We start from the raw sequence: 25,531 nt of genomic DNA, 5'->3' as shown, positions 1-25,531 counted from the left end.
TAATAATGGTTTCCAAAGTTCAGATGCAAGCGATAACGAGCGGGCTCAGCGGTACTGCAGAGCGACCTTTTCAGCCCCTAGCACCTCGCGTAACTCCTGCAGCAATTCATCGGTTGGCATGACCTGCCAGCGCTCACCCAGCCTGATCCGCGCCGAGTTGCAACGCTGTCGATACACCAGGGACACCGGACAACTGCCGCCACTGGCACCAGCCAGGGTTTTCTCCAGCAACTGCGCGAACTGCTCGTTGGCCTTTTCTGCGCTAACTTCTATGGTCAAATCCGAGACACTGTTCTGTCTGGCCTCGGCGAGACTGCGCAGGCCGGTGGCACGCATCGCAAGGTTACCGGTTCTGTCGTCGGTGGAAATTCTTCCCTCGGCGATAACAATCGTGTCCTTGACCAGCAGTTCCCGAAACTCGGTATACGCGTCAGAAAACAATGTGACTTCAATCTGTGCACTGCTGTCATCCAGTGTCATCACCGCCATTGTTCCGCGGCGGCTGTTCATGGTACGTGTCGCCATAATCAAACCGACGATCACCTGATTCCCCGCCCTGCCGTGAGAATCCGGGCTCAGGTCGGCGATACGGTTGGGTGCGAACTTGCGCACTTCTGCACGGTATTCGTCGATGGGATGCCCGCTGATATACAAGCCGAGGGTATCCCGTTCGCCACCGAGACGCTCCTTGTCAGACCAGGCGCGGGCATGGCGGAACTCTGCATACACGTCGCCGTTACCACTGCTCGCCGAGGGAACGACTTCCCCGAACAGGTCAGCCATACCGCTTTCGAGATTACTCGCACTCTGCTCCGCGGCTTTGAGTGCATCATCCAGCGCCGCCAACAGCACCCACCGCTCCACGTTCAGCGAGTCCAACGCGCCGGATCGGATCAATGCCTCCAGCGCCCGCCGATTGACCTTGCGCGGGTCCGTGCGGGCGCAGAAATCGAACAGATCAGTGAATGGTCCGCCTTCATTGCGCGCGTTCAGGATGCTCTCCACTGGACCCTCGCCCAGCCCCTTGATAGCACCCAGGCCATAGATGATCTCGTTCGCGGTGTTGACAGTAAACATGTACTGGCCTTCGTTGACATCCGGCAGCTTCAGCGAGAGCTTCATGCGCTTGCACTCGTCCACGAACACCACGATCTTATCCGTGTTATCCAGTTCGGAACTCATTACCGCCGCCATGAAGTGGGCCGGGTACCGCGCCTTCAGCCAGGCCGTCTGATAGGACACCAGGGCATAAGCCGCCGAGTGCGACTTGTTGAAACCGTAGCCGGCAAACTTCTCTACCAGATCGAAAATCTTGATCGCCAGATTGCCGTCCACACCCTTCGCATTAGCGCCTGCCTCGAAGATTTCCCGCTGCCGCTCCATCTCTTTTGGATCTTTCTTGCCCATCGCCCGGCGCAACATGTCGGCGCCGCCCAGCGTATAGCCGGCCAGCACCTGGGCGATCTGCATCACCTGCTCCTGGTAGAGGATAATGCCGTAAGTGGGCTGCAGAATGGGCTGCAGCGATTCGTGCTGGTACTGGGCATCGGGATAGGCCAGTTTCTCCCGCCCCTGTTTGCGGTTAACGAAGTTGTCCACCATGCCCGACTGCAATGGGCCGGGCCTGAAGAGGGCCAACAGGGCGACAATGTCCTCAAAGCAATCGGGCTGTAAGCGCTCTATCAGTTCCTTCATACCGCGCGATTCCAACTGGAATACGGCGGTGGTCTCGCCCGAACGCAGCAATTCAAAGCTGGGGCCGTCATCCAGCGGGATCTGCATAATATCCAGCGGCAGTTCCCCCGCTCGCTCCCGCGCCGGGTTGATCATCTTCACCGCCCAGTCAATGATGGTCAGCGTGCGCAGACCGAGGAAGTCAAACTTTACCAGCCCCGCATCTTCGACATCACCCTTGTCGAACTGAGTTACCAGCCCGGAGCCGCTTTCATCGCAATACAGTGCAGAGAAATCCGTGAGCTTGGAGGGCGCGATGACCACACCGCCGGCGTGCTTGCCGACGTTGCGCACAACGCCCTCGAGCTGCTCGGCCATGTCCCATATTTCATGCGCCTGCTCGTCCTCCTGCAGAAACTCCCGCAGCGGCTCCTCCTGCTCGAGCGCTTTCTCCAGCGTCATGCCCACTTCGAAGGGAATCATCTTGGAGAGTTTGTCGGCAAGCCCGTAGGACTTGCCCTGCACCCGGGCCACATCGCGCACCACCGCCTTGGCCGCCATCGTGCCGAAGGTGATAATCTGTGACACCGCCTCGCGCCCATAGGTATCCGCCACGTACTCGATCACGAGGTCGCGCTTTTCCATACAGAAATCCACGTCGAAATCCGGCATGGATACCCGCTCGGGATTCAAAAAACGTTCGAAAAGCAGGTCGTATTCAAGCGGGTCGAGGTCGGTAATCTCCAAGGAGTACGCCACCAGTGAGCCCGCGCCGGAACCGCGCCCGGGGCCCACCGGGATATCGTTCCGCTTAGCCCAGCGAATAAAGTCCATAACAATCAGGAAGTAGCCGGGGAAACCCATCTGGATGATGGTCTCGAGCTCGAACTCCAGCCGTGCCCGATACTCCTCCTGCTTCTGCGCAAAGTCCTCTGCAGCGCTGTCGAACAATACCTCCAGCCGCTTATCCAGCCCCTCGTGCGATAGCTGCCGGAAGAACTCATCCATCGTGAGCCCCTCTGGAACTGGGTAGTCGGGCAGATAAGGTTTCCCCAGCTCCAGTTCTACGTTGCAGCGCCGGGCAATCTCCACACTGTTGGCCAGCGCCTCGGGAATGTCCGCGAACAACTCTGCCATCTCCTCCGCCGAACGCAGGTATTGTTGCTCGGTGTAGAGTCGGGCCCGGCGCGGATCGTCCAGTGTGCGGCCCTCGCGAATACACACCCGTGCCTCGTGCGCCTCGAACTCATCCGCAGACAAGAAGCGCACGTCGTTGGTGGCGACCACAGGGCATTGCAGGTCCTGCGCCAGTTTCACCGCAGCGTGCAGGTGGGTCTCATCACCATCGCGGCCTGTGCGATGCAATTCGAGGTAGAACCGTTGCGGATAGAGCTTCATCCAGTAGCGGGCGCGCTCGTAGGCCAATTCTTCCTTATCTCCCACCAGCGCCTGCCCGACATCCCCGGCGACGCCGGCCGACAGCGCGATGACACCCTCTGCCGTTTCCTCCAGCCACTCCTTATGGACATAGGGCATACCCAAATACTGACCCTCGGTGTAAGCACGTGAAATCAGCAGGGTCAGGTTGTGATACCCGTTATGATTCATTGCCAGCAGGCACAGTGGATAAGAGCGCTCGGGATCGTCCGCTTCCATCACGCGCAGATCGACACCGAATATCGGCTGCACACCAGCCGCAAAAGCGGCCTTGCGGAACTTGATGAGGCCGTAAAAGTTGCAGACATCGGTTACAGCGACAGCTGGCATACCGAGCTCGGCGGTACGCGCCACCAACGGTTTGATGCGGACCAGTCCGTCGACCAGTGAAAACTCGGTATGTACTCGAAGGTGAACGAAATCAGTCATGGATTGATTCTACGCGACTTATCCAAGCGGTTGCACTGGTACTGGTTCAGGAAACAGTACCAGTGCTCTGTCCTGCCGCTTCTAACAAACCCTCGCTATGCGGCTACAGGGTGAACGACTACGTGGGCGACAGCAATTTCTTTACCGGCCCGAAGCTGCGACGGTGGACAGGCGTTACGCCGAGGGTCTGCAACGCCTGCAGATGTGCGGCAGTAGGATAGCCTTTGTGCGCTGCGAAGCCATAACCAGGGTAGATTGACTCCAGCTCTACCAGCGCATTGTCCCGGTAAACCTTGGCCAGTATGGAAGCAGCGGCGATAGCCGGGACCCTGTCATCTCCGCCCACCACCGGTTCAGAGGGATAGTCCCAACGCGGCAACCGGTTGCCGTCCACCAACACATAGCCCGGCTGTGGGTCCAGCGCTTGAACGGCGCGGTGCATCGCCAACAGAGAGGCCTGCAATATATTGAGCTCATCGATTTCGGCCACTGTGGCGCTGGTTATGGACCAGGCCAGGGCGCGCTCGCGAATCAGTGGCGCCAGAGCTTCGCGACGCTTTGCCGACAGCTTTTTGGAATCCCGCAAGCCCTCGATGGGTCGCTGTGAATCAAGAATCACAGCCGCAGCCACCACCTCGCCGGCCAGTGGTCCACGCCCAACTTCATCTACCCCGGCGATATATTCGCCGCGGTAGCTTGGCTCAAACAAGTCATTCATGATCGGCGGGACAACACCCCGCGATACACACGCTAGCGATCCGCACAGAGTATAGTGGCAGACCCCGCCATGTCGCCGTCCACATCGGAACTGACCTCAAACTTCCATATCCCGCGCCGTTGCGACACCAGGGCGGCGCGCAACATCACCCTGTCTCCGGGCACACAGGGGCGTCGGAAGCGCACGTTGTCCGCGCCGGCAAAATAATATGTGGAGCCGTCATCATTGGTTTTGCCCTGCGTGCAAAAACCGAGAATACCGGCTGCCTGGGCCATGGCCTCCAACAGCAGCACGCCGGGAAAGATGGGGTTGTCAGGGAAGTGCCCGGTAAAGAAGGGTTCATTCACGGAGAGGTTTTTGTAGGCGATAATGGACTCGCCAGCATTCACCTCGACCACTCGGTCGACTAACAGAAAGGGGTAGCGATGAGGAAGATACCTGCGAATATCCGTAATCTCCATACGCTATACCCCCTCCTACCTGTACTGACTACTGAACGGGGTGACTCGCTCCGCCGAGCCCCCGCTAAATGATTACTTGGCGACCAGCTGGTTCAGCTTGTCCGTCACCGCGGCTGTAATGCTGTAGCTGGGCTCAGCATGAATCACTGCGTTGCGTTGCAACAGCAGGCCGATTTGCTCTTTCTCGATAATTTCGCGCAGTACTTCCTGTACTCGGGGCGCCATTTCCTGCAACAGCGCCTGGCCGGCAACCTGCTCCGCCTGCTGCAGTTTGCCCGTCACATGATCGAGATCTTCCTGCATACTGGTCAGTTTATTCTGCGCCGCAACCTTCTGATCCTGACTCATTACAGCCGCATCCTTCTGAAAGGTTTTGAGCAATGCTTCGCCCTCAGACTTGAGGCGCTCATACTCCTCTTTATTCTTCTTGTAGTCTGCCTGATCGCGCACTTCACCAAGGCGCTTCTGCGCGAAATCAGTCTGCAGAATTGCGCCCTGAACATCGACCACGGCAATCTTCTCCTCCGCCCAACTGAGCGTGGATAACGACAGTGCCATTACTGCCAGCGTTACCTTGATTAATCTAGACACATTCCCCTCCGGTTAATTGCACAAACATAAAATTAGAAACCACGGCCCAGCGTAAACTGGAATACTTCTTCCTGATCATACTCACCCGAATTAAGCGGTTTGGCGAGGCTGAACGACATGGGGCCGAAACCGGTCACCCATGTCAAACCAACACCCACCGAGTAACGTAACTCGCCGAAATCCAGATCGTAGCAGGCCGCCTGAGTGGAGCCACAATCGGTATCGAACACGTTACCGACATCGAGGAAGAAACCGGTGCGTATTTGACTCTGATCTTTGATAAAGGGCAAGGGAAATAACAGTTCCGCACTGCCTTCAATCAGGATATCACCGCCGAAGGGGTCGACTTCATCATCCGCCACAAAATAGACCAGATCTCCATCGTTACGGTAATAGGCAAACTCGGACCCAAATTCGGTGGGGTTGCCTTCGTCATCAATCGCGGTTACCGGCCGCTGTGCCGCATAAATATCAGCCGGGGTACTGCGCGGCCCCAGGGTATTGCTTTCATATCCACGCACCGACCCAAAACCACCGGCGAAGAAGTTCTCGTAGAATGGCAACCCGTTGGTATCTCCGTAGCCGCCACCGTAACCCAGCTCGGTACGCAGCCTGAATGTCCAGGCATCCAGCACAGGCACCGGCAGATAGATTTCACCGGCATAGGTGATCTTGTAGAACTCAAGATCGGAGAACGGCATGGAGACTTCCAGCGCTACTGTCTGCGAGGCACCGCGAGTCGCCATGCGGCCGCGGTTCAAGGTGGACTGCGTCCAACTGGCCGTCATGGTGTAGTTCAGGAACTCGTGACCATTCTCGTCCAGAAAGCCTTCATTAGCCGGCTCAATCACGTAACCTAACGCCTCAGCTTCACTTATGGGCTGAATGGTTTCAATGCCGCTATAGGTACCATCTTCCTGCAGGGTACTCTGGAACCAACCGACTCCGCTTTGCAGCCTCGGGCTGGCCTCGATCTCCTGCACCGCATACTCGCCGGTATTAATGTCCGTATTAGCCACACCGAAGCTGAAACCCAGGCGTTCCGTCTCCTTGATGGGATAACCAAAATTGACAGCGCCACCCAGCGTATTAGTACTGTAGTTCGCCACGTTGACCTCATCGAGATCCGTAGAGCGATAGAATATGTTGAAACCGCGACTCACCCCGTCCTCCGTGTAGTAGGGGTTGGTGTAGCTGAAATTGTAGAAATCCTGATACTTGGATGAGTTAACGCCAATACCGATCCGCTTGCCGGTACCCATAAAGTTATCCTGCTGCAGATTCAACCCGAGAATAACCCCGGCGTCCTGCGCAAAACCGATGCTGGCACCAATACTGCCGGAAGACTGCTCCTCAACGGTGTAATCCACGTCGATAAGATCATCATGTCCGGCCACCCCAGGTGTTTCCACTGTCGCCTTGCTAAAGTAGCCCAACCGCTCCAGACGCACCCGGGACTGCTCAATGGCCGCTGCGGAAGCCGGAGCACTCTCCATCTGGCGCATCTCCCGACGCAGCACATCATCGGCCGTTTTCAGGTTTCCCTTGAAGCTGATGCGGCGCACATAGGTGCGTTTACCCGGATCGACGAAAAACTTCATCGCGACGGTGTTGTCCTCGTCGTTGACCTCTGGAATGCCGGTAACCTTGGCGAAGTTGTAGCCCTCATCGCCGAGGCGGCGTGTCAGGTATTCCTCTGAGTTGGTTACCATAATCTGGGAGAAAATCTGTCCTTCGGAAACCAGCAGGAAACGGCGCAGGTCAGCTTCGGGCAGCACCAGATCACCGGAGAGATCGACCGAACTGATGGTGAACTTCTCTCCTTCGGTGATATTGGCCGTGATGTAAACCTCTTTCTTGTTGGGCGATACGGAGACCTGCGTAGAGTCGATACGGAACTCCAGATAGCCCCTGTCCATGTAGTAGGACCTGAGCGATTCCAGATCACCTGTCAGTTTCTCTTTGGAATATTTGTCGTCGTTCGTGAAGAAGGAAAGCCAGCCGGTAGTCTGCAGTTCGAATTGATCCTGCAGTTCTTCGTCGGTGAAGACCTTATTGCCCACGACATTAATATGCTTGATCGCGGCAACAGTACCCTCGTCGACATCGATGTTTACGGTAACGCGGTTGCGTGGCTCAGGTATTACCTCTGTTTCGATGGCTGCATCGTAGCGACCCTGCAGCACGTACTGACGCTGCAGCTCCAACTGCATGCCCTCCAGTGTGGACCGCTGAAACACCTGCCCCACGGCCAGACCAGCGCCCTTCAGACCCTCCAGCAGGGCCTCCGTTTCGATGGCTTTGTTGCCCTCGATATTGATCTCGCTGATACTCGGCCGCTCCGTCACGACCACTACCAGCACATTGCCGTCCTGACCAATCTGGATATCGTCAAAATTGCCTGTCGAAAACAGACTGCGCGTGGCCTCCCTGATCGCACGTGAGTCTACGGTATCACCCACGCCCACAGGCAGCGCCGCGAACACGGTTCCAGCGGATATCCGCTGTAGTCCCTCCACGCGAATGTCAGAAATGACAAAGGATTGCGCGGCAACGAAAGGTGCGACAAGCAGTAGCACCAGCACCATTACTTTCGGCATATGTCTAATCAAAAATCTACCCAATCGCCCTGGAAGCTGCAGGTTGCAGGAATCCTGTAAGTTTTTTATTCACGGCGCCCTCTACAGGCGTGTGAAGTCATTGTACAAGGCCAACACCATTATCCCGAGTACCATAAACAGACCCAACTGATAACCCAGGGCCTGTATCTTCTCAGGTACCGGGCGTCCCGCCAATAGCTCGATTGTATAGAACAAAAGATGACCTCCATCGAGCACCGGAATAGGCAACAAATTCAATATTCCCAAGCTGACACTTAGCAACGCCAGGAAGCTTATATAGGACTCCAGACCGGATTTGGCAGAAGCGGTCGCCACTTTAGCAATGGTAATAGGTCCACTCAAGTTTTTTGGTGAGATTAGGCCCATCAACATCTTTTTAATTGAATTGAGGGTAAATACCGAGAGATCCCAGGTGCGTACGACGCTGGCACCCAGTGCCTCCAACGGCCCTCGCGCGAACTGTCGCTGCAGTTCCGGCGGCATATCGGGCATTGCCACGGCAATTCCGACACGGCCGATCGTTTCACCGTCGTCGTCAGTGACGCCCTCGGGCACCAGTACCGCCTGTAAAATATCGCCATCGCGCTGAAACTCCACGTCGATTGCCTGCCCAGGGCGGGCCCGTACGTAATCGACCCAGTCCATCCACAAATCCATCGGCAGGCCATCCGCGCGCAATACCGTGTCGCCGGGCTGCATGCCGATTCCAGCAGCGGGGCTATCCGCTACCACCTCACCTACTACCGGCGGGAACGGCGGTGTGTAGAGCTCGATGCCCAGCCCACCGTAAAGGTCCGGCTGCTCCTGCTCGGACAGCCACTGATCAATGGCTGCCTCGGATTCATAGATAACATCGGAATCGGGATACTTCACGGCAAAGCGGATGGTCCCGGAGTCTCCGATACGGTCCAGCAGCCGGAAATTAAGTGCCTGCCAAGTCGGGGTTTCGCCGCCATCGACAGCCACGATTTCCTGCCCCGGCTCCAGACCCGCCACTGCGGCCACCGAATCGGGCTCGACATCGCTGATCAGGGGAACAAAACCGGACTCTCCGGCCATGTACAGGAACCAGTAAGCCACGATTGCCAACAGCAGGTTTGCCAGCGGACCTGCGCTGACAACGGCTATGCGCTGCAACACCGGTTTGCGGTTGAACGCCCGGTGCAGTTCCTCTGCAGGCACCTCCCCCTCTCGCTCGTCCAGCATCTTGACGTAGCCACCGAGAGGAATCGCCGATAGGCTGTACTCGGTGCCCTGCGCGTCGTGCCAGCTGTAAAGCCGCGTACCAAAGCCGATAGAGAACCGCAGCACTTTCACGCCACAGCGACGCGCCACCCAAAAATGCCCAAACTCGTGGATGGCCACTAAAATAGCCAGCGTGCCCAGCGTCAGCAGAATTGTATAGAGAAGTTCCATCAGACTCGTTTCACCATCGCACCGGTGTGCCGGAAATCCGCCAGAAACTCGGTCGCTACCTGCCGCGCCCGGGCATCCGCATCCTCAACCACCACCAGGCTGACAGCCTCGACATTGTCGACCCGCTCCAGCGTGTGCTCTATTACCACCGGAATATCAGTGAAGTGTATACCGTTGTCCAGAAAGGCGTCCACGGCCACCTCGTTGGCCGCATTACACACGGCCATCGCCGTACCGCCGGCCGCCACGGACTCGCGGGCCAGGCGCAGGCAGGGAAAGCGTGACTCATCCGGCTCTTCAAAATCGAGCCGGGCTGTGGCCACCAGATCCAGCGGCGGGACACCGGATTCCAGCCGCTGCGGCCAACCCAGGCCATATGCTATGGCGGTGCGCATATCGGGGTTGCCCAATTGCGCCAGCACCGAACCATCCAGATACTGCACCATTGAATGAATAATGCTCTGCGGGTGCACGACGACCTCGACGCGCTCGGGCGCGAGATCAAAAATCCAGCACGCCTCGATAAACTCCAGCCCCTTGTTCATCAAACTGGCGGAATCCACGGAAATCTTGCGGCCCATAGACCAGTTGGGGTGCGCGCAGGCCTGATCCGGTGTGGCATTTGCCATCTGTGCGTGGCTCCACTGCCGGAAGGGCCCGCCGGAAGCTGTCAACAGCACCTTGCTCACGCCCCGGTGCGATGGCGTTCCACAATCGTCCACGGGCATACACTGAAATATCGCATTGTGTTCGCTGTCGATGGGCAACAGGCAGGCACCGTTTTCCCGCACCGCCTGCATCAACAGATGCCCGCCCATCACCAGTGACTCTTTGTTCGCCAGCAACAGGGTCTTGCCGGCACGGGCAGCGGCCAGTGTTGATGGCAGACCGGCAGCACCGACAATAGCCGCCATCACCACATCCACCTCGGGTGCAGTCACCACTGCTGCCAGGCCAATCTCTCCTTGCAGCACCTCGGTGACCGCCTCCGCCGGCAAGCGCTGCTGCAACTCAGTGGCGGCGGCTTCATCCATCATCACGGCATAGCGCGGCGCACAGGCCAGACACTGGGCGAGCATCGCGTCAACAGAGGTATTTGCCGCCAGCGCATACACCTCGAAGCGATCCGGGTGACGCGCGATGACATCCAGGGTATTGACCCCGATCGAACCGGTCGAACCCAGCACGCTGACCACCCGTTTGGTATTCACCGCGGCTACCAGTCCGCCAACAGCAGACCCAGCGCAAACACCGGAGCTGCGGCACAGAGACTGTCAAGGCGATCCAGCACACCGCCGTGACCCGGCAGCAGGCTGCCGGAATCCTTGATACCACTTTCGCGCTTGACCATACTCACAGTTAAATCTCCGACCACAGACGCCAGAGCGGTGCTGATAATCACCACTACAACAGAAGCCAAACCAATGTGTGCGGCCGTCTCCGGCAGCTGGCTCCACAGCAGGATCGCCAGCAGCGTACTGGCGGCGACACCACCCCAGAAGCCCTCCCAGGTCTTGGCCGGACTGACCGACACTGCCAGTTTGTGCTTACCAAAGCGCTTTCCTGAAAAATATGCTCCGATATCCGCTGTCGCTGCCACAATCACCAGAATCACCATCATCAACCCACCTGGTGGAAAGCTCAACAGATACACTGCTGCCAGCCAACCGGGCACGAGAATCAGCAGCCCCATGAGGCTGCGCATCAGCACTGTTCGCCAGAGTACGGCACTGTCAGGATAACCCTTTACCCACAGCAGCGCGAATGACCACCACAGACATGCAAGGCCCAGCAGCGGCTGCACCTGCACCCGCGGCGGCTCATCACCGAGCTGGCAGTAGACATACACCGCAGCCATCGCTGCCAGCACCAGTGCCACATAGGCACCTCGGGCGGCGCGATGTTGCCAGCCCGCCATACCCGACCATTCCCAGGCACCCAGGCCGACCAGAACACCAAACAACAGGGCCAGGCCGGGAATCGGCACGTAGGCGATAGCGGCCAAAAACAGGCCCGCCATTATCAGCGCCGTGATGACCCGCTGCTTAAGCATTGCCTTTGCCACCGGTGACCAGGCCATCCGGTTCACGCACACCAAAGCGCCGCTCGCGCTGGCTGTATTCTGTCAACGCCCGCGCGAATTCAATTTCGGTAAAATCAGGCCACAGCGTGCCGGTAAAATACAGCTCCGTGTAGGCAAAGTGCCACAACATGAAATTGCTGATGCGGGCATCGCCACCGGTGCGGATACACAAATCCGGCCGGGGTAAATCGCTGATCGAAATATTGCGGTCTATCAACTCGGGGGTGATATCTGTTACCTGCAATGCGCCGTCTTTCACCTGCTGCGCCAGCCTCCGGGTGGCCTGGGCGATATCCCACTGGCCGCCGTAGTCGACCGCAATTACCACCGTTGCATCGGTGTTCCCGCGCGTCAACTCCTCCGACTGCTCCATCAGTTTCTGCTGTCGCCGACTAAAACGGCTGCGCTCGCCAATGAAGCGGATACGAATACCATCCTCGTGCAATTCCCTGACCTCGTTGCGCAGATAACGCGACAACAGCGCCAGCAATGCGCGCACCTCGGGCACGGGGCGGCCCCAGTTCTCACTGCTGAATGCGAACAGGGTGAGCACCTCCACACCGTGGTGTTTACAGGCACGTAGAACGCCACGCACGGCCTCGACGCCGGCACGGTGCCCCGTCGGGCCAGATACACTCCTGCGTTTAGCCCAACGGTTGTTGCCATCCATAATGATGGCCACGTGGCGAGGAATTACCAAGGGAACGTCGTCTGCGGGGGGAGACAGGGGTTCGTGGGTAGCCACTGACGAATGCTATATTTGCATCAGGTCGGCTTCTTTCTCTGCCAACATCTGTTCAATTTTTGCGATATGGCTATCGGTCAGCTTCTGTATCTCATCCTGCCCGCGGCGCTCATCATCCTCGGATATTTCCTTTTCCTTGACCATTTCCTTGAGCATCGCCATCGCATCGCGTCTGGCGTTGCGCACCGAGACGCGGCCGGATTCAGCCTCAGTCCGGGCCTGCCGTGTATAGCCCTTGCGGGTTTCCTCGGTCAGCATAGGCATCGGAATCCGGATAACCTCTCCCGCAGTAACGGGATTCAGCCCGAGGTCTGATTTATAAATGGCCTTTTCTACCGCCGGAATCATGGATCTGTCCCACACAGAAAGACTCAGTGTACGGGCATCTTCAACACTGATATTGGCAACCTGGTTAAGCGGCGTATCTGAACCGTAGTACTCTACCCGCAGGCCATCCAGCAAACTGGGATGCGCCCGCCCGGTGCGTATCTTGTTAAAATTATGCGACAGTGCCTCGAGGCTTTTCGCCATCCGCTCACTGGCTTCTTCCTTAATATCGTCGATCATATTCAATCCTCCACTGGCCCACCGTTCGACTTCGACATAACACGCAGTCGGCCATTACTCGATCAAAGTGCCTTCGTTACCGCCCCTGACAATATTCAACAGTGCACCGGGCTTTTCCATCTCGAAGACTCGCACCGGCATATTGTGATCGCGACACAGGCAAATCGCTGTCAAATCCATAACTTCCAGCTTTTTATCCAACACTTCATCGTAGCTGAGCCGTTCATACTTCACGGCATCGGGATCTTTCATCGGGTCCGCAGAGTACACACCGTCGACTTTTGTCGCCTTGAGCACCAGATCGGCATCCATCTCAATTGCACGAAGGCAGGCGGCGGAGTCTGTCGTAAAGAAAGGGTTGCCGGTACCGGCCGAGAAAATCACGACATCGCCATTCATCAACGCCCGGATGGCCTTCCGCCTGTCGTAGTGATCCACCACGCCAGTCATTGGAATGGCCGACATCGCCTGTGTAGCTATATTGGAGCGCTCCAGCGCATCCCGCATGGCCAGCGCATTCATTACGGTAGCCAACATCCCCATGTGATCGCCGGTTACCCGGTCCAGCCCGGCCTGCTGCAGGGCCGCACCGCGAAACAGGTTGCCGCCACCTACTACCAGCCCCACCTGTACACCGATCCCCACCAGTTGCCCAATGGCCAGCGCCATTGAGTCGAGAATTTTCGGGTCTATACCAAAACTTTCGCTGCCGGTGAGTGCCTCACCGCTGAGCTTGAGTAGTATCCGCTTATATTTTTTATCACCTGCCACGTTGGGCATAAAACTCCCTCCAAAAGCTGTGTCGTATCTTACAGGACATCAGGCGATCTCCCTAGTAGCTTCGATTGATATTTACGGCTCTTTTTGCAATAAACCAACCCGCCGACTGGAATCTCAATGGGGCTGTGTGCCCGCGGGATTCCGACCTTGAATCAAGGCGAAAAAAACGGGGCAGAGCCCCGTATTCGAATCTATTGCAGCTGCAAATCAGCCTTTGAGCTGAGCGGCAACCTCGTCGGCGAAGTCGACCTTCTCCACTTCGATCCCCTCGCCCACTTCAAAGCGCACAAAGGACTCGATTTCGGCGCCAGCGTTGGCAACCAACTTGCCGACTGTGACATCCGGATCTTTGACAAACGCCTGCTCAGTGAGGCTGTTCTCTGCCAGGAATTTCTTGATACGCCCACCGATCATTTTTTCAATGATGTCGGCTGGCTTGCCCGATTCCTGCGCCTGGGCCATAAAAATCTCCTTCTCTTTAGCCACCAGCTCTTCAGGCATGTCCGCAGCAGAAACCACCTGCGGGTTTACAGCCGCTACGTGCATAGCCACATCTTTTGCCAGATCCTGGTCACCGCCTTTGAGCTTCACCAGAACAGCGATGCGGTTATTACTGTGCACATAAGAACCAATTACGCCAGCTTCGGTTTCGACCAGCTCGATGCGGCGCACGCCGATATTTTCGCCGATTTTCTGGACCAGCGCCTCGCGCACGGACTCCAGTTCACCCGCCATAAGGGCAGCAGTGTCAGACTGCTTGCTCTCAAACGCGGCTTCGACAACTCTATCGACAAAGCCCAAGAAGCCCTCGTCGCGCGCCACAAAATCTGTTTCGCTGTTCACTTCCACCAACACACCGAAGCTGCAGTCATCGGCCACACGTACGGCAACCACACCGTCGGCAGCTGTTCTACCTGCTTTCTTCGCGGCCTTCATACCGCTGGACTTGCGCAGTTCCTCAATGGCCTTTTCCACATCGCCACCAACCGCTGCCAATGCCTTTTTGCATTCCAGAAGCCCTAAACCTGTGCGCTCACGCAATTCTTTTACCAGTGCTGCTGACATTGGTACACCTCCTAATCAATATCGGGGAACGCGCCCCCCCAAAAACGAAAACCCCCGGCTGTGATACCAGGGGTGTTATGACGCCACGGCCGGTCAATGGTCCGGCGTCAACCCATATGAATTATTCTGCAGACTTTGCAGCCTCTTCACCGGCTGCGGCGTCAGCGACTGCTTCTGCCGGAGCTGCTTCCTCAGCTGCTGGTGCAGCCTCTTCGGCAGGTGCGGCCTCTTCCTCGACAAACTCATTGCTTGCAGCAACCGCTTCACCGGCTTCAACCTTACCAGCCACAGCGGCATCCGCTACGGCAGTGACATACAGCTTGACCGCCCGGATTGCATCATCATTTCCGGGGATAACGTAATCAACGCCGTCGGGGTTGCTGTTGGTATCAACAATTCCTATCACCGGAATGCCGAGCTTGTTGGCTTCACTGATCGCAATTCTTTCATGATCGACATCCACCACAAACAGCGCGTCGGGCAGACCGCCCATATCCTTGATACCGCCAATGCTGCGCTCAAGCTTTTCCATATCGCGGGTACGCATCAGCGCTTCTTTCTTGGTAAGTTGCTCAAACGTGCCATCACTCTGCTGTGCTTCCAGATCACGCAGGCGCTTGATGGAGGCGCGAATAGTTTTGTAGTTAGTCAGCATGCCGCCCAACCAACGGTGGTTGACATAAGGCATACCAGCTCGCTCGGCTTGCTCTTTAATTACCTTACCGGCAGCGCGCTTGGTACCAACAAACAGAATTTTGTTTTTGTTGCCTGCGAGCCGTTTGACCAGTTCCAGCGCTTCATTGAACGCCGGTACGGTGTGCTCGAGATTGATAATGTGGATCTTGTTGCGGGCACCGAAGATATACTGGTCCATTTTAGGATTCCAGTAGCGTGTTTGGTGACCGAAATGAGCGCCCGCCTGAAGCAGGTCGCGCATGCTAACTTGCACTTGAGACATAATAGTTACCTTGTATGGGTTAATCCTCCACATATCCCTGACATCAAACCATCCCAGCCCGAAAGCGCGATGGCACCCTGATTCAGGTGCTGATATGTGTGTGTCGTTTTGGTTTTTCCTGTCTGTGCACCGCGCCGTAATTGCAAAGATTTCGGACTCGGGCCAGCAGGAGGCGCGCTTTATATCATAATGGCGGCAGGGATAAAAGAGCCAACCCATAAAGTCAGGCTATCTGTCGGAAATAGTCGCCGCCGGGCGAGACGGTACTATATTTTGCTTCGGATAGGGTAGAATATCCACCCCGCGCCTGGGCATCGGCTCGGAAAGTTCTTTATTAATTCTTATTTTTCAATAGGTTAACGATGACAGCATCGATCAAAACCGCCGACGAAATTGAACGGATGCGCGTCGCGGGCCGCCTCACCGCGGAAGTTCTGGAAATGATCGTACCTTATGTCCAGGTTGGCGTGACAACCGGTGAACTGGACCGTATTTGCCACGATTACATTACGCAGACACAGAAGGCCATACCTGCGCCACTCAACTACCATGGCTTTCCGCGCTCTATCTGCACATCCATCAATGACGTGGTATGTCACGGCATCCCCTCGGATACAAAAAAACTGAAGGATGCCGACATTGTGAATATTGATGTCACTGTGATCAAGGACGAGTACCACGGTGACTCCAGCATCATGGTGCAAGTGGGTGATGTACCAAACCATGCAAGCCGCCTGATCGACGTCACCCAGGAATGCCTGTACCGGGCGATTGAGCTAGTAAAGCCCGGCGCCACGCTGGGCGATATCGGCCATGTGATTCAGCAATACGCCGAGAAGCACTACTACTCTGTGGTTCGCGAATACTGTGGTCACGGTATCGGCCGGATATTTCACGAGGACCCGCAGGTACTCCACTACGGCAAAAAAGGCACAGGGATGGCACTGGAACCCGGCATGACATTCACCATCGAGCCGATGATCAACGCCGGACGCCGCCATACGCGACTCAACAAAGCCGATGGCTGGACTGTCACCACGCGTGACGGACGCTTGTCGGCCCAGTGGGAACACACCATTCTGGTGACCGAAGATGGCTGCGAAGTCCTCACCAGGCGCAGTGACGAAACCCGCCTGGCTACAAGCGCCTGAGCTGACAATGACTGAAGAGACCACACTGCCGCCAAAAATGTTTGATGCCGCTGCGTTCAGGGCTCAACTCTCTCAGACAAATGCTATCCGGTGTTGCAAGGAAGCCATCGACAAGTCCACTGCCTACCTGCACTCGCAGTTTCGCGCCGGCGCTCAAGCCAGAGACCTGATACGCCAGCGCGCTGGCTTCATGGATGCATTTCTGGCAGCACTTTGGGATCACCAGGACTGGGGCTCCTCGGAGTTGGCGCTCGTTGCGGTCGGCGGCTACGGGCGCGGCGAACTACACCCCTATTCAGATATCGACCTGCTCATCCTACTGGGCGAGAACTCCGACAGCTGCAAGAGCGTACTGTCTGATTTTCTGACCCTGCTGTGGGACACAGGTCTCAATATTGGCCCCAGCGTCCGCGATTTGGACGAGTGTGTCGAGCGCGCCGCCGGTGATATCACCATACTGACCAGCCTGATGGAGGCGCGGGTAATCCGCGGCCCCGAACGGTTAATGCAGCAGGTGCAAGAGCGCACTGGCCCGGACAAAATGTGGTCCAGCAAGGATTTCTTTCAGGCCAAGCTGGAAGAACAACTGGCCAGACACAAGAAATTTGCCGATACCGAGTACAACCTCGAGCCCAACGTCAAAAGCTCGCCCGGTGGTTTGCGCGACCTGCAGATCATCGGCTGGATCGCCGAGCGCCACTTCGGCGTCGAATCCATTGAAAAGATTACCGCTAAGGAATTTCTCAACTCGGAGGAAATGGCGATCTTCACCAAGGGGCGCGATTTTATGTGGCAGGTACGCTACGCACTACATATGATCGCCGACCGCGAGGAAGACAGGCTGCTGTTCGACCACCAACGGGAACTCGCCTCACTGTGGGGGTTCAAGGACGGCGACAAGCTGGCGGTAGAACAGTTCATGCAAACGTACTATCGCTGGGCACTGGCGCTGGGGCAGCTCAATGAAGTTCTCATACAGAACTTCGATCAGGCGATACTGCACCAGGACAAGGAGGATGATGTCAGCATCCTTAACGAGCGATTTCAGGTACGCAATGGCTATATCGAAGCGCGCAACGATAACCTGTTTAGCAAGACTCCCAATGCCCTGCTGGAGGTGTTTCTGCTGTGTGCACAGCACAAGGAAATTCTCGGAATTGCGGCACCCACGACCCGTCTCATTCGCGACAATCGGCACCTGATCGATGACACATTTCGAGCTGACGAGCAGAACAAGCAGATGTTTTTGCAAATCATGCGCAGCCCCAACAAGATGACACGACAACTACGCCGCATGACAAGCTACGGCATCCTCGGCGACTACCTGCCGGAATTCGGCCACATTATGGGGCAAATGCAACACGATCTGTTTCACACCTACACGGTGGATGCCCACACGCTGGAAGTGATCAAGAATGCCCGACGTTTTGCGGCCTACGACAGCGAAGATAAATTCCCGGTAACCAGTCGTGTCGCGCGGCGGCTGCGCAAAGTTGAACTGCTGTATATCGCCGCGCTGTACCACGATATCGGCAAGGGACGCGGCGGCGATCACTCGGAACTGGGTGCTGTGGATGCCCAGCGGTTCTGTGAAAATCACGGCCTGGATGAGAAAGACAGTGAACTGGTGGTATGGCTTGTGCGCAACCACCTGCTGATGTCCGCCGTGGCGCAACGCAAGGATATTTCGGACCCGGAAGTCATCCAGCAGTTTGCCGAACATGTGGGGGATGAAGAGCATCTTGACTACCTGCTGACGCTGACCGTTGCCGATATCAATGGCACCAACCCCACGCTCTGGAACGCCTGGCGAGGCAGCCTGCTGCGCCAGCTGTACACCGAGACGCGAAGAGCCCTGCGCCGGGGCCTGGACAACCCGGTCGACAAGCAGGTGGTGGCAGAACAGGTGCGTCGCGCGTCCAGCGATATTCTCGAAGGGCGCGGATTCACCCTCGAAGAGTTGGATGAACTATGGCAGAGCCGTGGAGAAGATTATTTTCTGCGCGAGCGCACGGAGGATATCGCCTGGCATACAGAGGCCGTCGCGGGGCACCACAAACTCGACACACCACTGGTGTTGATTCGCCACGATGCCGAGTCAAGCGTCGCCAATACCACACAGATTTTTATTCATGCACGCAGCTCAGGCCAGTTATTCTCCCGCATCTGCACAGCGCTGGAACAACTGGACCTGAGCATCCACGACGCACGCATCTACGATGCCAACAACGGTATGAGCCTGGATACCTTCTTTGTACTGGACTCAAGCGGAAAACCGATTACCCACGATGTCGCCCGGCAGGCCCACATCAAGGAATACCTGAGCGACGCACTTGCCAGTGACACCGGCAAAGTGGCCATACCGGAATGGCGCACACCGCGGAAAATGAAGTCTTTTTCTGTACCTACCGAAACGCGTATTTATCTCGACGAGATAAAAAATATGTCTGTGCTGGAAGTCTCGACGCCGGATCGCCCTGGCCTGCTGGCAAGGCTCGGGAGAATATTTGTCGCCTTCGATATCGAATTGCAGGCCGCAAAAATCCAGACACTGGGCGAACGAGTGGAAGACGTTTTCTTTATCACCGATGACAAACAACAGCCCATTACTGATGCAGAAACCTGCGCCGCCCTGCAACGCAGGATTTGCGAAGAACTTGACGAACAGGCGGCGGCCTAGTGCATCCCAACCTGAAACACCTGGAACCCTATCCGTTCACCAAACTGCAACAGCTGTTCAGTGACCTGACACCGGCAGGTGATAAATCCCCGATCGCGCTGTCTATCGGTGAACCACAACATCCCTCACCGCAGTTTGTACTCGATGTGATCGCGAATAACCTGCACCGCCTGGCCAACTACCCCACAACAGCGGGACTGCCTGAACTGCGCAGCGCCATCGCAGGCTGGCTGACACGCCGTTTCGCACTGCAGGCGATTGACGCTGACAACCAGGTTCTGCCGGTGAGCGGCACACGCGAAGCCCTGTTCTCCTTTGCCCAGGCCGTGGTGACACCCGGGCCGCAGGCGCTGGTGATGAGCCCGAACCCGTTCTACCAGATCTACGAGGGTGCGGCGTTGCTGGCAGGTGCGAGGCCGCATTTTATCAACTGCACGCAGGCGTCAGGGCTGCTGCCGGACTTTTCAAGTGTCACCGCCGAGCAGTGGCAGCAGTGCCAGCTGTTATATCTGTGCAGCCCGGGCAACCCGACCGGCGCCGTGCTGTCAGTTGCGCAATTGCAGGAGCTAATCGGACTGGCACATGAGTTCGACTTTGTCGTCGCCAGCGATGAGTGTTACTCGGAAATCTATTTCGACGAGGCAGCGCCACCCCCCGGCTTGCTACAGGCTTGTGCCGCGATGGGAGACACGGACTACCAGCGCTGCGTGGTATTCCACAGCCTGTCCAAACGCTCCAACCTGCCCGGCCTGCGCTCGGGCTTTGTCGCCGGCGATGCACAGATATTGCGTTCGTTTCTGCAATACCGCACCTATCACGGCTGTGCCCTGCCGATACATCACCAGTTGGGAAGCATCGCTGCGTGGAATGACGAGGAGCATGTCAGGGATAACCGTCAGAAGTACCGCGAGAAGTTTTCTGCTGTGCTGGCCGAGTTTGACGGACACCTGGCCGTCAGCGCACCGGATGCCGGTTTTTACCTGTGGCCAAACACCCCAGTGAGCGATACAGAGTTCGCCCGCCAGCTCTATGCCGGTGAGAATATCGTGGTGCTGCCAGGGCGCTATCTGGCACGTGAATCACACGGCATAAACCCGGGGGAAAACAGGGTGCGCATGGCACTGGTCGCAAGCAAAGAGCACTGCGTGGAAGCCGCGCAGCGCATTGTTCACCGCCTGGGCGAATTGTAAAGACAACGTTATGCTGATCGCTGAACGCTCCGATTACATACTGCACCGCCTGCAGGAGCTGTACCCGGAAACACCGGTGCCACTGGATCACAGCGATCCGTTCACGCTGCTGGTCGCCGTACTGCTCAGCGCCCAGTGCACTGATGAGCGTGTCAATCAGGTCACTCCCGCGCTGTTTGCACTGGCCGACAACCCGGCAGACATGGCGGCGCTGGACGTCGACCAGATCAAGGCCATCATCCGCCCCTGCGGCCTCTCGCCGCAGAAATCAAAGGCGATAAAACGCCTGAGTGAGATTCTTCTTGAAGAACACGGCGGGGTCGTGCCAGAGGACATGGAGGCGCTGGAGCGCCTGCCCGGCGTCGGCCACAAAACAGCTAGTGTGGTGATGTCACAGGCCTTCGGCGTACCGGCGTTCCCGGTGGACACGCATATCCACAGATTGGCGCAACGCTGGGGTCTGACGCGCGGCAAAAGCGTGACCCAGACCGAGCGTGATCTGAAACGCCTGTTCCCCAGGGAGTACTGGAACAGGCTGCACCTGCAGATTATTTTCTACGGCCGCCAGTACTGCACGGCGCGCGGCTGCGACGGGCGGGTCTGTGAAATTTGCCGAACATGCTATCCCAACCGCAAACACCCAAAGAAATGCCACAAGGCTTGAGCGCTACACCTACCGCCGAGGCTTTGCTATGCTACCCGGCCGTGGCGACCACGCTACCCAATGGAAGATTATTGTGATTACACTCTACGGTATCAAGAACTGCGACACGGTAAGAAAGGCGCGCAAGTGGCTGGATACGCACAATATCGACTACCAGTTTCACGATTTCCGCGAAGATGGCCTGGACAGCGATGCCGTCGCTGCCTGGATAGACGAACTGGGATGGCAGAACCTGTTGAACCGGCGCAGTCAAAGCTGGAAAACACTGGATGAAGGTGCGCGCGCATCCATGGATGATGAGGCTGCCCACAAGGCGGTGCTGGCACATCCAACGTTGATCAAGCGGCCACTACTGGATACCGGGGAACAGCGCTATACCGGCTTTTCCGCAGCGAACTACGCAAAGATTTTTAACGCACACACGCTCTGACCGGCGTGTCACTCACAATGGAGACAGCATGACAGACGGCGCATTTGCCCTCGGCCTTGGCGTGGGCACACGCAATGACAACGGACAGTGGCTGGAAATATTTTTCCCCCAACCGCTGCTCAATCCCTCACCAACACTGGCGGCAGTGTTGGAAGACTGCGATAACGACCACGCGCTCGACCGTGACGAACTGGCGGCACTGCAGGCAGCACTCGCCGAATCGGGTGAGAAATCGCAGGCACAGCTGGCGGCGCAGTTGCTGGAAAGCGGGCGTCCTGTGGTCGCGGTACTGCTTGAAAGTGACAAACCCCCGGCCAATGTACCGGAGGGTTACTTAAAACTGCACCTGCTTTCGCACCGTCTGGTGAAGCCCCACGGCACCAATCTGGAGGGACTGTTCGGCGTCCTGCCCAATGTCGCCTGGACCAGCGAGGGCGCCATCGACCTGGCTGAATTGCCCCAACGCCAGCTAGCGGCCCGACTGCGCGGAGAAGTGCTGGAAGTCAGCTGTGTCGATAAATTTCCGAAGATGACCAATTACGTGGTGCCCGAAGGCGTTCGCATTGCGCACACCGCACGCGTGCGCCTTGGCGCACATCTGGGAGAAGGCACCACTATCATGCATGAGGGCTTCGTCAATTTTAACGCCGGCACCGAAGGTCCCGGCATGATTGAGGGACGCATCTCAGCCGGCGTCATGGTCGGCAGCGGCTCGGATCTCGGTGGCGGCTGTTCGACGATGGGTACATTGTCCGGCGGCGGCAATATCGTGATTTCGGTGGGCGAAAAATGTCTGATCGGCGCCAATGCGGGTATCGGCATCCCGCTGGGTGATCGCTGCACCGTCGAAGCAGGCCTGTTTATCACCGCCGGCACCAAGGTGACGCTGCTCGATGCCGATGGCATGCCCGCAGAGACTGCCAAGGCCCGCGATCTCGCCGGTAAGTCCGACCTGCTGTTCCGCCGCAATTCCAGCACCGGGGCTGTGGAGTGCCTCACCAATCGCACAGCGATAGAGCTGAACGAAGAACTGCACGCTCACAACTGAGTCCAACAGCGAGTATTAGGCGACGTGGAAAAAACACTGGATCTCTGTTGCGAGCTGATCCGCCGCGCTTCGGTAACACCAGCGGATGCCGGTTGCCAGCACCTCATGATGGAGCGTCTGCGGGCACTCGGCTTCCAGTGTACGGAGCTACCGTTTGGCGAAGTGAGCAACTTCTGGGCGGAACGCGGCACACAGGGGCCGCTACTGGCGTTTGCCGGACACACCGATGTGGTGCCCACCGGCCCCATTGAGCAGTGGCACTCGCCGCCGTTTGAGCCCACGCTGCGCGATGGCTTGCTGTACGGCCGTGGCGCGGCCGATATGAAGGGCAGTCTGGCGGCGATGCTGACAGCCTGCGAGAACTTCGTTGCCGAACACCCCGATCATGCGGGCCGCATCGGTTTTCTGATCACCTCGGACGAAGAGGGTCCGGCCGTCGATGGCACGGTCAAGGTACTCGATTACCTGCGAGAAAACGGCAAATCGATTGACTGGTGCGTGGTCGGCGAACCCTCCAGTTCAGACATGTTGGGCGATACTATCAAGAACGGCCGCCGCGGATCGCTGGGCGCCACATTGACTGTCCATGGTGTGCAGGGGCATATCGCCTACCCCCACCTCGCCGACAACCCTATCCACCGCCTCCTGCCCGCACTGCATGAGCTGACAGTGGAAGTCTGGGATGAAGGGAACGACTTTTTCCCGCCCACCTCGATGCAGGTTTCCAACATCAATGGCGGCACAGGGGCCACCAATGTGATTCCCGGGGACGTGCAGGTGGTGTTCAACTTCCGCTTTTCCACCGAGGTGACCGATACCGAACTCCGCTCGCGAACCGAAGCGATTCTGGCGAAGCACCCACTGGAGTACACCCTCGACTGGCAACTGAGCGGTCAGCCCTTCCTGACGGCCAGCGGTGAACTGGTCGATGCCGCCGTCGCCAGTATCGATGAGATCACCGGCCTCACACCGGAACTCTCGACCGCGGGCGGCACCTCCGACGGGCGCTTTATCGCACCCACCGGTGCCCAGGTAATCGAAATCGGCCCCGTTAACGCCAGCATCCATAAGCTCAATGAGCACGTGCGCGCTGCGGATCTGTCGCAACTGTCGGCAATCTACAAGGGGATAATGGCGCGCCTGCTATTGTAGGCTTTCTAATTGCTGCCGCAGCCCGGATCGCGCCACTGCGAGGTTATCCTCGCCGGGCACCACCAGCACATTGCCACTACCCAGCGCCTCCAGGCTGGACGTCACCACCGCTTCGCTGCTCATCCAGCTCTGTTCGGGAATACGTGTGGGATCAAACGTTTCTTTCGCCAAGGCATCGTGGAATTCGGTACGTGTATAGCCCGGACAGAGTGCCTGAACTTCAATGCCGCTGCTCGCCAGTTCCGCTTGCAGTGCCAGGGAATAGTAGTTGAGAAAGACCTTGGATGCGCCGTAAACCGCCATCCCCTTACCCGACATAAACGCGGCCAGCGAGGAAACATTGATAATGGTTCCGCCGCCCAGTTCACGCATAAACGGGATTGCAGCGCGACACAGTGTCATACTCGTATCGATGTGCAGGTTCACCATCGCGCGCTGACGATCTATCGACAGGCTGTCGAAGCGCCCGAGCTCTCCAAACCCGGCATTATTAATGAGATAATTGACCGGCCCTTTCTGGCGCAGTGCCTCCAGCGTTCTGGCGACACCCTCGATACTCTCGAGGTCCACCGCGAGGCAGTGCACCTCAACGCTACCCACCAGTTCCTCGGCCAGCGCATTTAGTCGCTCTGCACGCCGCGCCACGGCAATGATGACATCACAACGGTCGGCCAACTGCCGACAAAATTCGACGCCTAGACCGGAGGACGCGCCTGTGACCAGGGCGGTTACTTTTTCTCCAGACATGATTGCTCCTGTTTATAGTGAATGCGTACGTGCAGCGATGGGGTGAAAGCGGAGGATGCCTGCATGCACAGCCGGGACATCGTGTACTTTTTGCGGGGTCAAGATTACAACAGCTTGCGATGTACATAAACATCGTAGCGCACAGACTTGCCGCTGATACAGTGCGAGGGTTGCTGCCCGGCCAGACTGGCCGCCTTGGCAGGCCGCTTCACCACAACTCTCGGCGTATTCTGCCGCAGCGCCCATTCCAGCAGGTCATCGGCGTCCTGCGGACTTGTGGCTCGTTCCAGCAGCGATTGAAACACCGCCATCTCCTTTTTGACTGCGGCACTTTTGCGGCGCGGCGGAAACATCGGATCGAGATAGATGACATCCACTCCCTGCATTTCGATCGAAGTTTTCCCGCGGGCATCACCTGGAGACAGTCGCATGCGCTGAACCACGCCTTCCAACCAGCGGTCGCCACTGCCGAGGGCAACCTGCAGTCCTGAGCGAAGCAGTTCGACAATCACCGGTTCGCGTTCACAAAGCACTATCTCACAGCCCAGGTCGGCCAGCACAAAAGCGTCTGTACCTAGCCCAGCAGTGGCATCAAACACGTTCAACACCGCCTTCTTACCATACCCGACAGCCTTGCCAAGCAGTTCACGCGCGCCGGAATTACGCCGATGACGCATACCCGCACTCCCGAAGTTAACCCAAACAGGCCCGGGTGCGCCTCGCCCCGTAAGTTGCAAACGCAGCACCCCGTCTTCAACAATCAACACAGTGGTTGCAGCGCGACAGAGGACGGGATCGATGCCGATTGTCAGCAGCGGAAGATCGAGGCGTTGTGCGAGATCGGCGGCTCTGGCGGCATCGGCTTCGCACGCCGCCAGAAGCGCCAGTTCAGGCTGTCCGGTTGTAGCGGGCAAGGGGCAGATC

At 57.5% G+C, this 25,531-nt stretch carries 22 protein-coding genes; 7 read left to right on the top strand and 15 right to left on the bottom strand.

The window, feature by feature from the left end:
* Positions 1-45 precede the first annotated feature (45 nt).
* The 13 genes from dnaE to rpsB all read right to left on the bottom strand — a co-directional run bounded on the left by dnaE (position 46) and on the right by rpsB (position 15,545).
* On the bottom strand, positions 46-3,540 hold the full coding sequence (gene dnaE / locus AC0L6S_RS00455) for a DNA polymerase III subunit alpha (protein WP_473426448.1): 3,495 nt from the start codon (positions 3,538-3,540) through the stop codon (positions 46-48).
* 118 nt (positions 3,541-3,658) lie between these two features.
* A complete protein-coding gene (rnhB, locus tag AC0L6S_RS00450) occupies positions 3,659-4,258 on the bottom strand; it encodes a ribonuclease HII (RefSeq protein WP_473426447.1) in 600 nt (199 codons plus the stop codon).
* 32 nt (positions 4,259-4,290) lie between these two features.
* Complete coding sequence (gene fabZ / locus AC0L6S_RS00445) at positions 4,291-4,719, bottom strand: 3-hydroxyacyl-ACP dehydratase FabZ (RefSeq protein WP_473426446.1); 429 nt, start codon at positions 4,717-4,719, stop codon at positions 4,291-4,293.
* Positions 4,720-4,791: 72 nt separating this feature from the next.
* Positions 4,792-5,310, bottom strand: coding sequence for an OmpH/Skp family outer membrane protein (locus AC0L6S_RS00440; protein ID WP_473426445.1), 519 nt, complete (start codon positions 5,308-5,310; stop codon positions 4,792-4,794).
* Positions 5,311-5,342: 32 nt separating this feature from the next.
* Positions 5,343-7,910 carry an outer membrane protein assembly factor BamA gene (bamA, locus tag AC0L6S_RS00435; protein WP_473426444.1) on the bottom strand — a complete coding sequence of 856 codons (2,568 nt, stop codon included), beginning with the start codon at positions 7,908-7,910 and terminating at the stop codon, positions 5,343-5,345.
* A gap of 81 nt (positions 7,911-7,991) precedes the next feature.
* Positions 7,992-9,347, bottom strand: coding sequence for an RIP metalloprotease RseP (gene rseP / locus AC0L6S_RS00430; RefSeq protein ID WP_473426443.1), 1,356 nt, complete (start codon positions 9,345-9,347; stop codon positions 7,992-7,994).
* Entirely contained in the window at positions 9,347-10,558 is a 1,212-nt protein-coding gene (ispC, locus tag AC0L6S_RS00425) for a 1-deoxy-D-xylulose-5-phosphate reductoisomerase (RefSeq protein ID WP_473426442.1), read from the bottom strand. The genes rseP and ispC overlap by 1 nt, the downstream gene beginning before the upstream one ends.
* A 5-nt stretch (positions 10,559-10,563) precedes the next feature.
* The gene (locus AC0L6S_RS00420; protein ID WP_473426441.1) at positions 10,564-11,400 is read right to left on the bottom strand and encodes a phosphatidate cytidylyltransferase; all 837 of its coding nucleotides are present in this window, start codon (positions 11,398-11,400) and stop codon (positions 10,564-10,566) included.
* Entirely contained in the window at positions 11,393-12,175 is a 783-nt protein-coding gene (gene uppS, locus AC0L6S_RS00415; protein WP_473426440.1) for a polyprenyl diphosphate synthase, read from the bottom strand. The genes AC0L6S_RS00420 and uppS overlap by 8 nt, the downstream gene beginning before the upstream one ends.
* A gap of 9 nt (positions 12,176-12,184) precedes the next feature.
* Complete coding sequence (gene frr / locus AC0L6S_RS00410) at positions 12,185-12,742, bottom strand: ribosome recycling factor (protein ID WP_473426439.1); 558 nt, start codon at positions 12,740-12,742, stop codon at positions 12,185-12,187.
* Between the two features lie 54 nt (positions 12,743-12,796).
* Entirely contained in the window at positions 12,797-13,522 is a 726-nt protein-coding gene (pyrH, locus tag AC0L6S_RS00405; RefSeq protein WP_473426438.1) for a UMP kinase, read from the bottom strand.
* Positions 13,523-13,729: 207 nt separating this feature from the next.
* Positions 13,730-14,587, bottom strand: a complete 858-nt coding sequence (tsf, locus tag AC0L6S_RS00400) for a translation elongation factor Ts (protein ID WP_473426437.1) — start codon at positions 14,585-14,587, stop codon at positions 13,730-13,732.
* 121 nt (positions 14,588-14,708) lie between these two features.
* Complete coding sequence (gene rpsB / locus AC0L6S_RS00395) at positions 14,709-15,545, bottom strand: 30S ribosomal protein S2 (RefSeq protein WP_473428530.1); 837 nt, start codon at positions 15,543-15,545, stop codon at positions 14,709-14,711.
* A 362-nt stretch (positions 15,546-15,907) separates the two neighbouring features.
* Between rpsB and map the strand changes: the two genes are divergently transcribed.
* From map to dapE, 7 genes are all read left to right on the top strand, one after another.
* Positions 15,908-16,696, top strand: a complete 789-nt coding sequence (map, locus tag AC0L6S_RS00390) for a type I methionyl aminopeptidase (RefSeq protein WP_473426436.1) — start codon at positions 15,908-15,910, stop codon at positions 16,694-16,696.
* Between the two features lie 7 nt (positions 16,697-16,703).
* Positions 16,704-19,376, top strand: a complete 2,673-nt coding sequence (glnD, locus tag AC0L6S_RS00385; RefSeq protein ID WP_473426435.1) for a [protein-PII] uridylyltransferase — start codon at positions 16,704-16,706, stop codon at positions 19,374-19,376.
* Positions 19,376-20,566, top strand: a complete 1,191-nt coding sequence (gene dapC, locus AC0L6S_RS00380) for a succinyldiaminopimelate transaminase (protein ID WP_473426434.1) — start codon at positions 19,376-19,378, stop codon at positions 20,564-20,566. The genes glnD and dapC overlap by 1 nt, the downstream gene beginning before the upstream one ends.
* Before the next feature lie 10 nt (positions 20,567-20,576).
* The gene (gene nth, locus AC0L6S_RS00375; RefSeq protein ID WP_473426433.1) at positions 20,577-21,230 is read left to right on the top strand and encodes an endonuclease III; all 654 of its coding nucleotides are present in this window, start codon (positions 20,577-20,579) and stop codon (positions 21,228-21,230) included.
* A 73-nt stretch (positions 21,231-21,303) separates the two neighbouring features.
* Positions 21,304-21,660 (top strand): ArsC family reductase, encoded by a 357-nt coding sequence (locus AC0L6S_RS00370; RefSeq protein ID WP_473426432.1) that lies wholly within the window; start codon positions 21,304-21,306, stop codon positions 21,658-21,660.
* Positions 21,661-21,688: 28 nt separating this feature from the next.
* Positions 21,689-22,708: a 2,3,4,5-tetrahydropyridine-2,6-dicarboxylate N-succinyltransferase gene (dapD, locus tag AC0L6S_RS00365; protein WP_473426431.1), complete on the top strand. Its 1,020-nt coding sequence runs from the start codon at positions 21,689-21,691 to the stop codon at positions 22,706-22,708.
* Between the two features lie 24 nt (positions 22,709-22,732).
* Entirely contained in the window at positions 22,733-23,860 is a 1,128-nt protein-coding gene (dapE, locus tag AC0L6S_RS00360; protein WP_473426430.1) for a succinyl-diaminopimelate desuccinylase, read from the top strand.
* Here the strand turns inward: dapE and AC0L6S_RS00355 are convergent.
* The gene (locus AC0L6S_RS00355) at positions 23,852-24,607 is read right to left on the bottom strand and encodes an SDR family NAD(P)-dependent oxidoreductase (RefSeq protein ID WP_473426429.1); all 756 of its coding nucleotides are present in this window, start codon (positions 24,605-24,607) and stop codon (positions 23,852-23,854) included. The genes dapE and AC0L6S_RS00355 overlap by 9 nt on opposite strands.
* 104 nt (positions 24,608-24,711) lie before the next feature.
* Positions 24,712-25,521: a class I SAM-dependent methyltransferase gene (locus tag AC0L6S_RS00350; RefSeq protein WP_473426428.1), complete on the bottom strand. Its 810-nt coding sequence runs from the start codon at positions 25,519-25,521 to the stop codon at positions 24,712-24,714.
* Positions 25,522-25,531 lie beyond the last annotated feature (10 nt).

This window comes from Halioglobus sp. D3-4 (assembly GCF_055809315.1).
The sequence above is the reverse complement of the archived record's forward strand: the minus strand, read 5'-3'. Positions and strand labels throughout refer to the sequence as shown.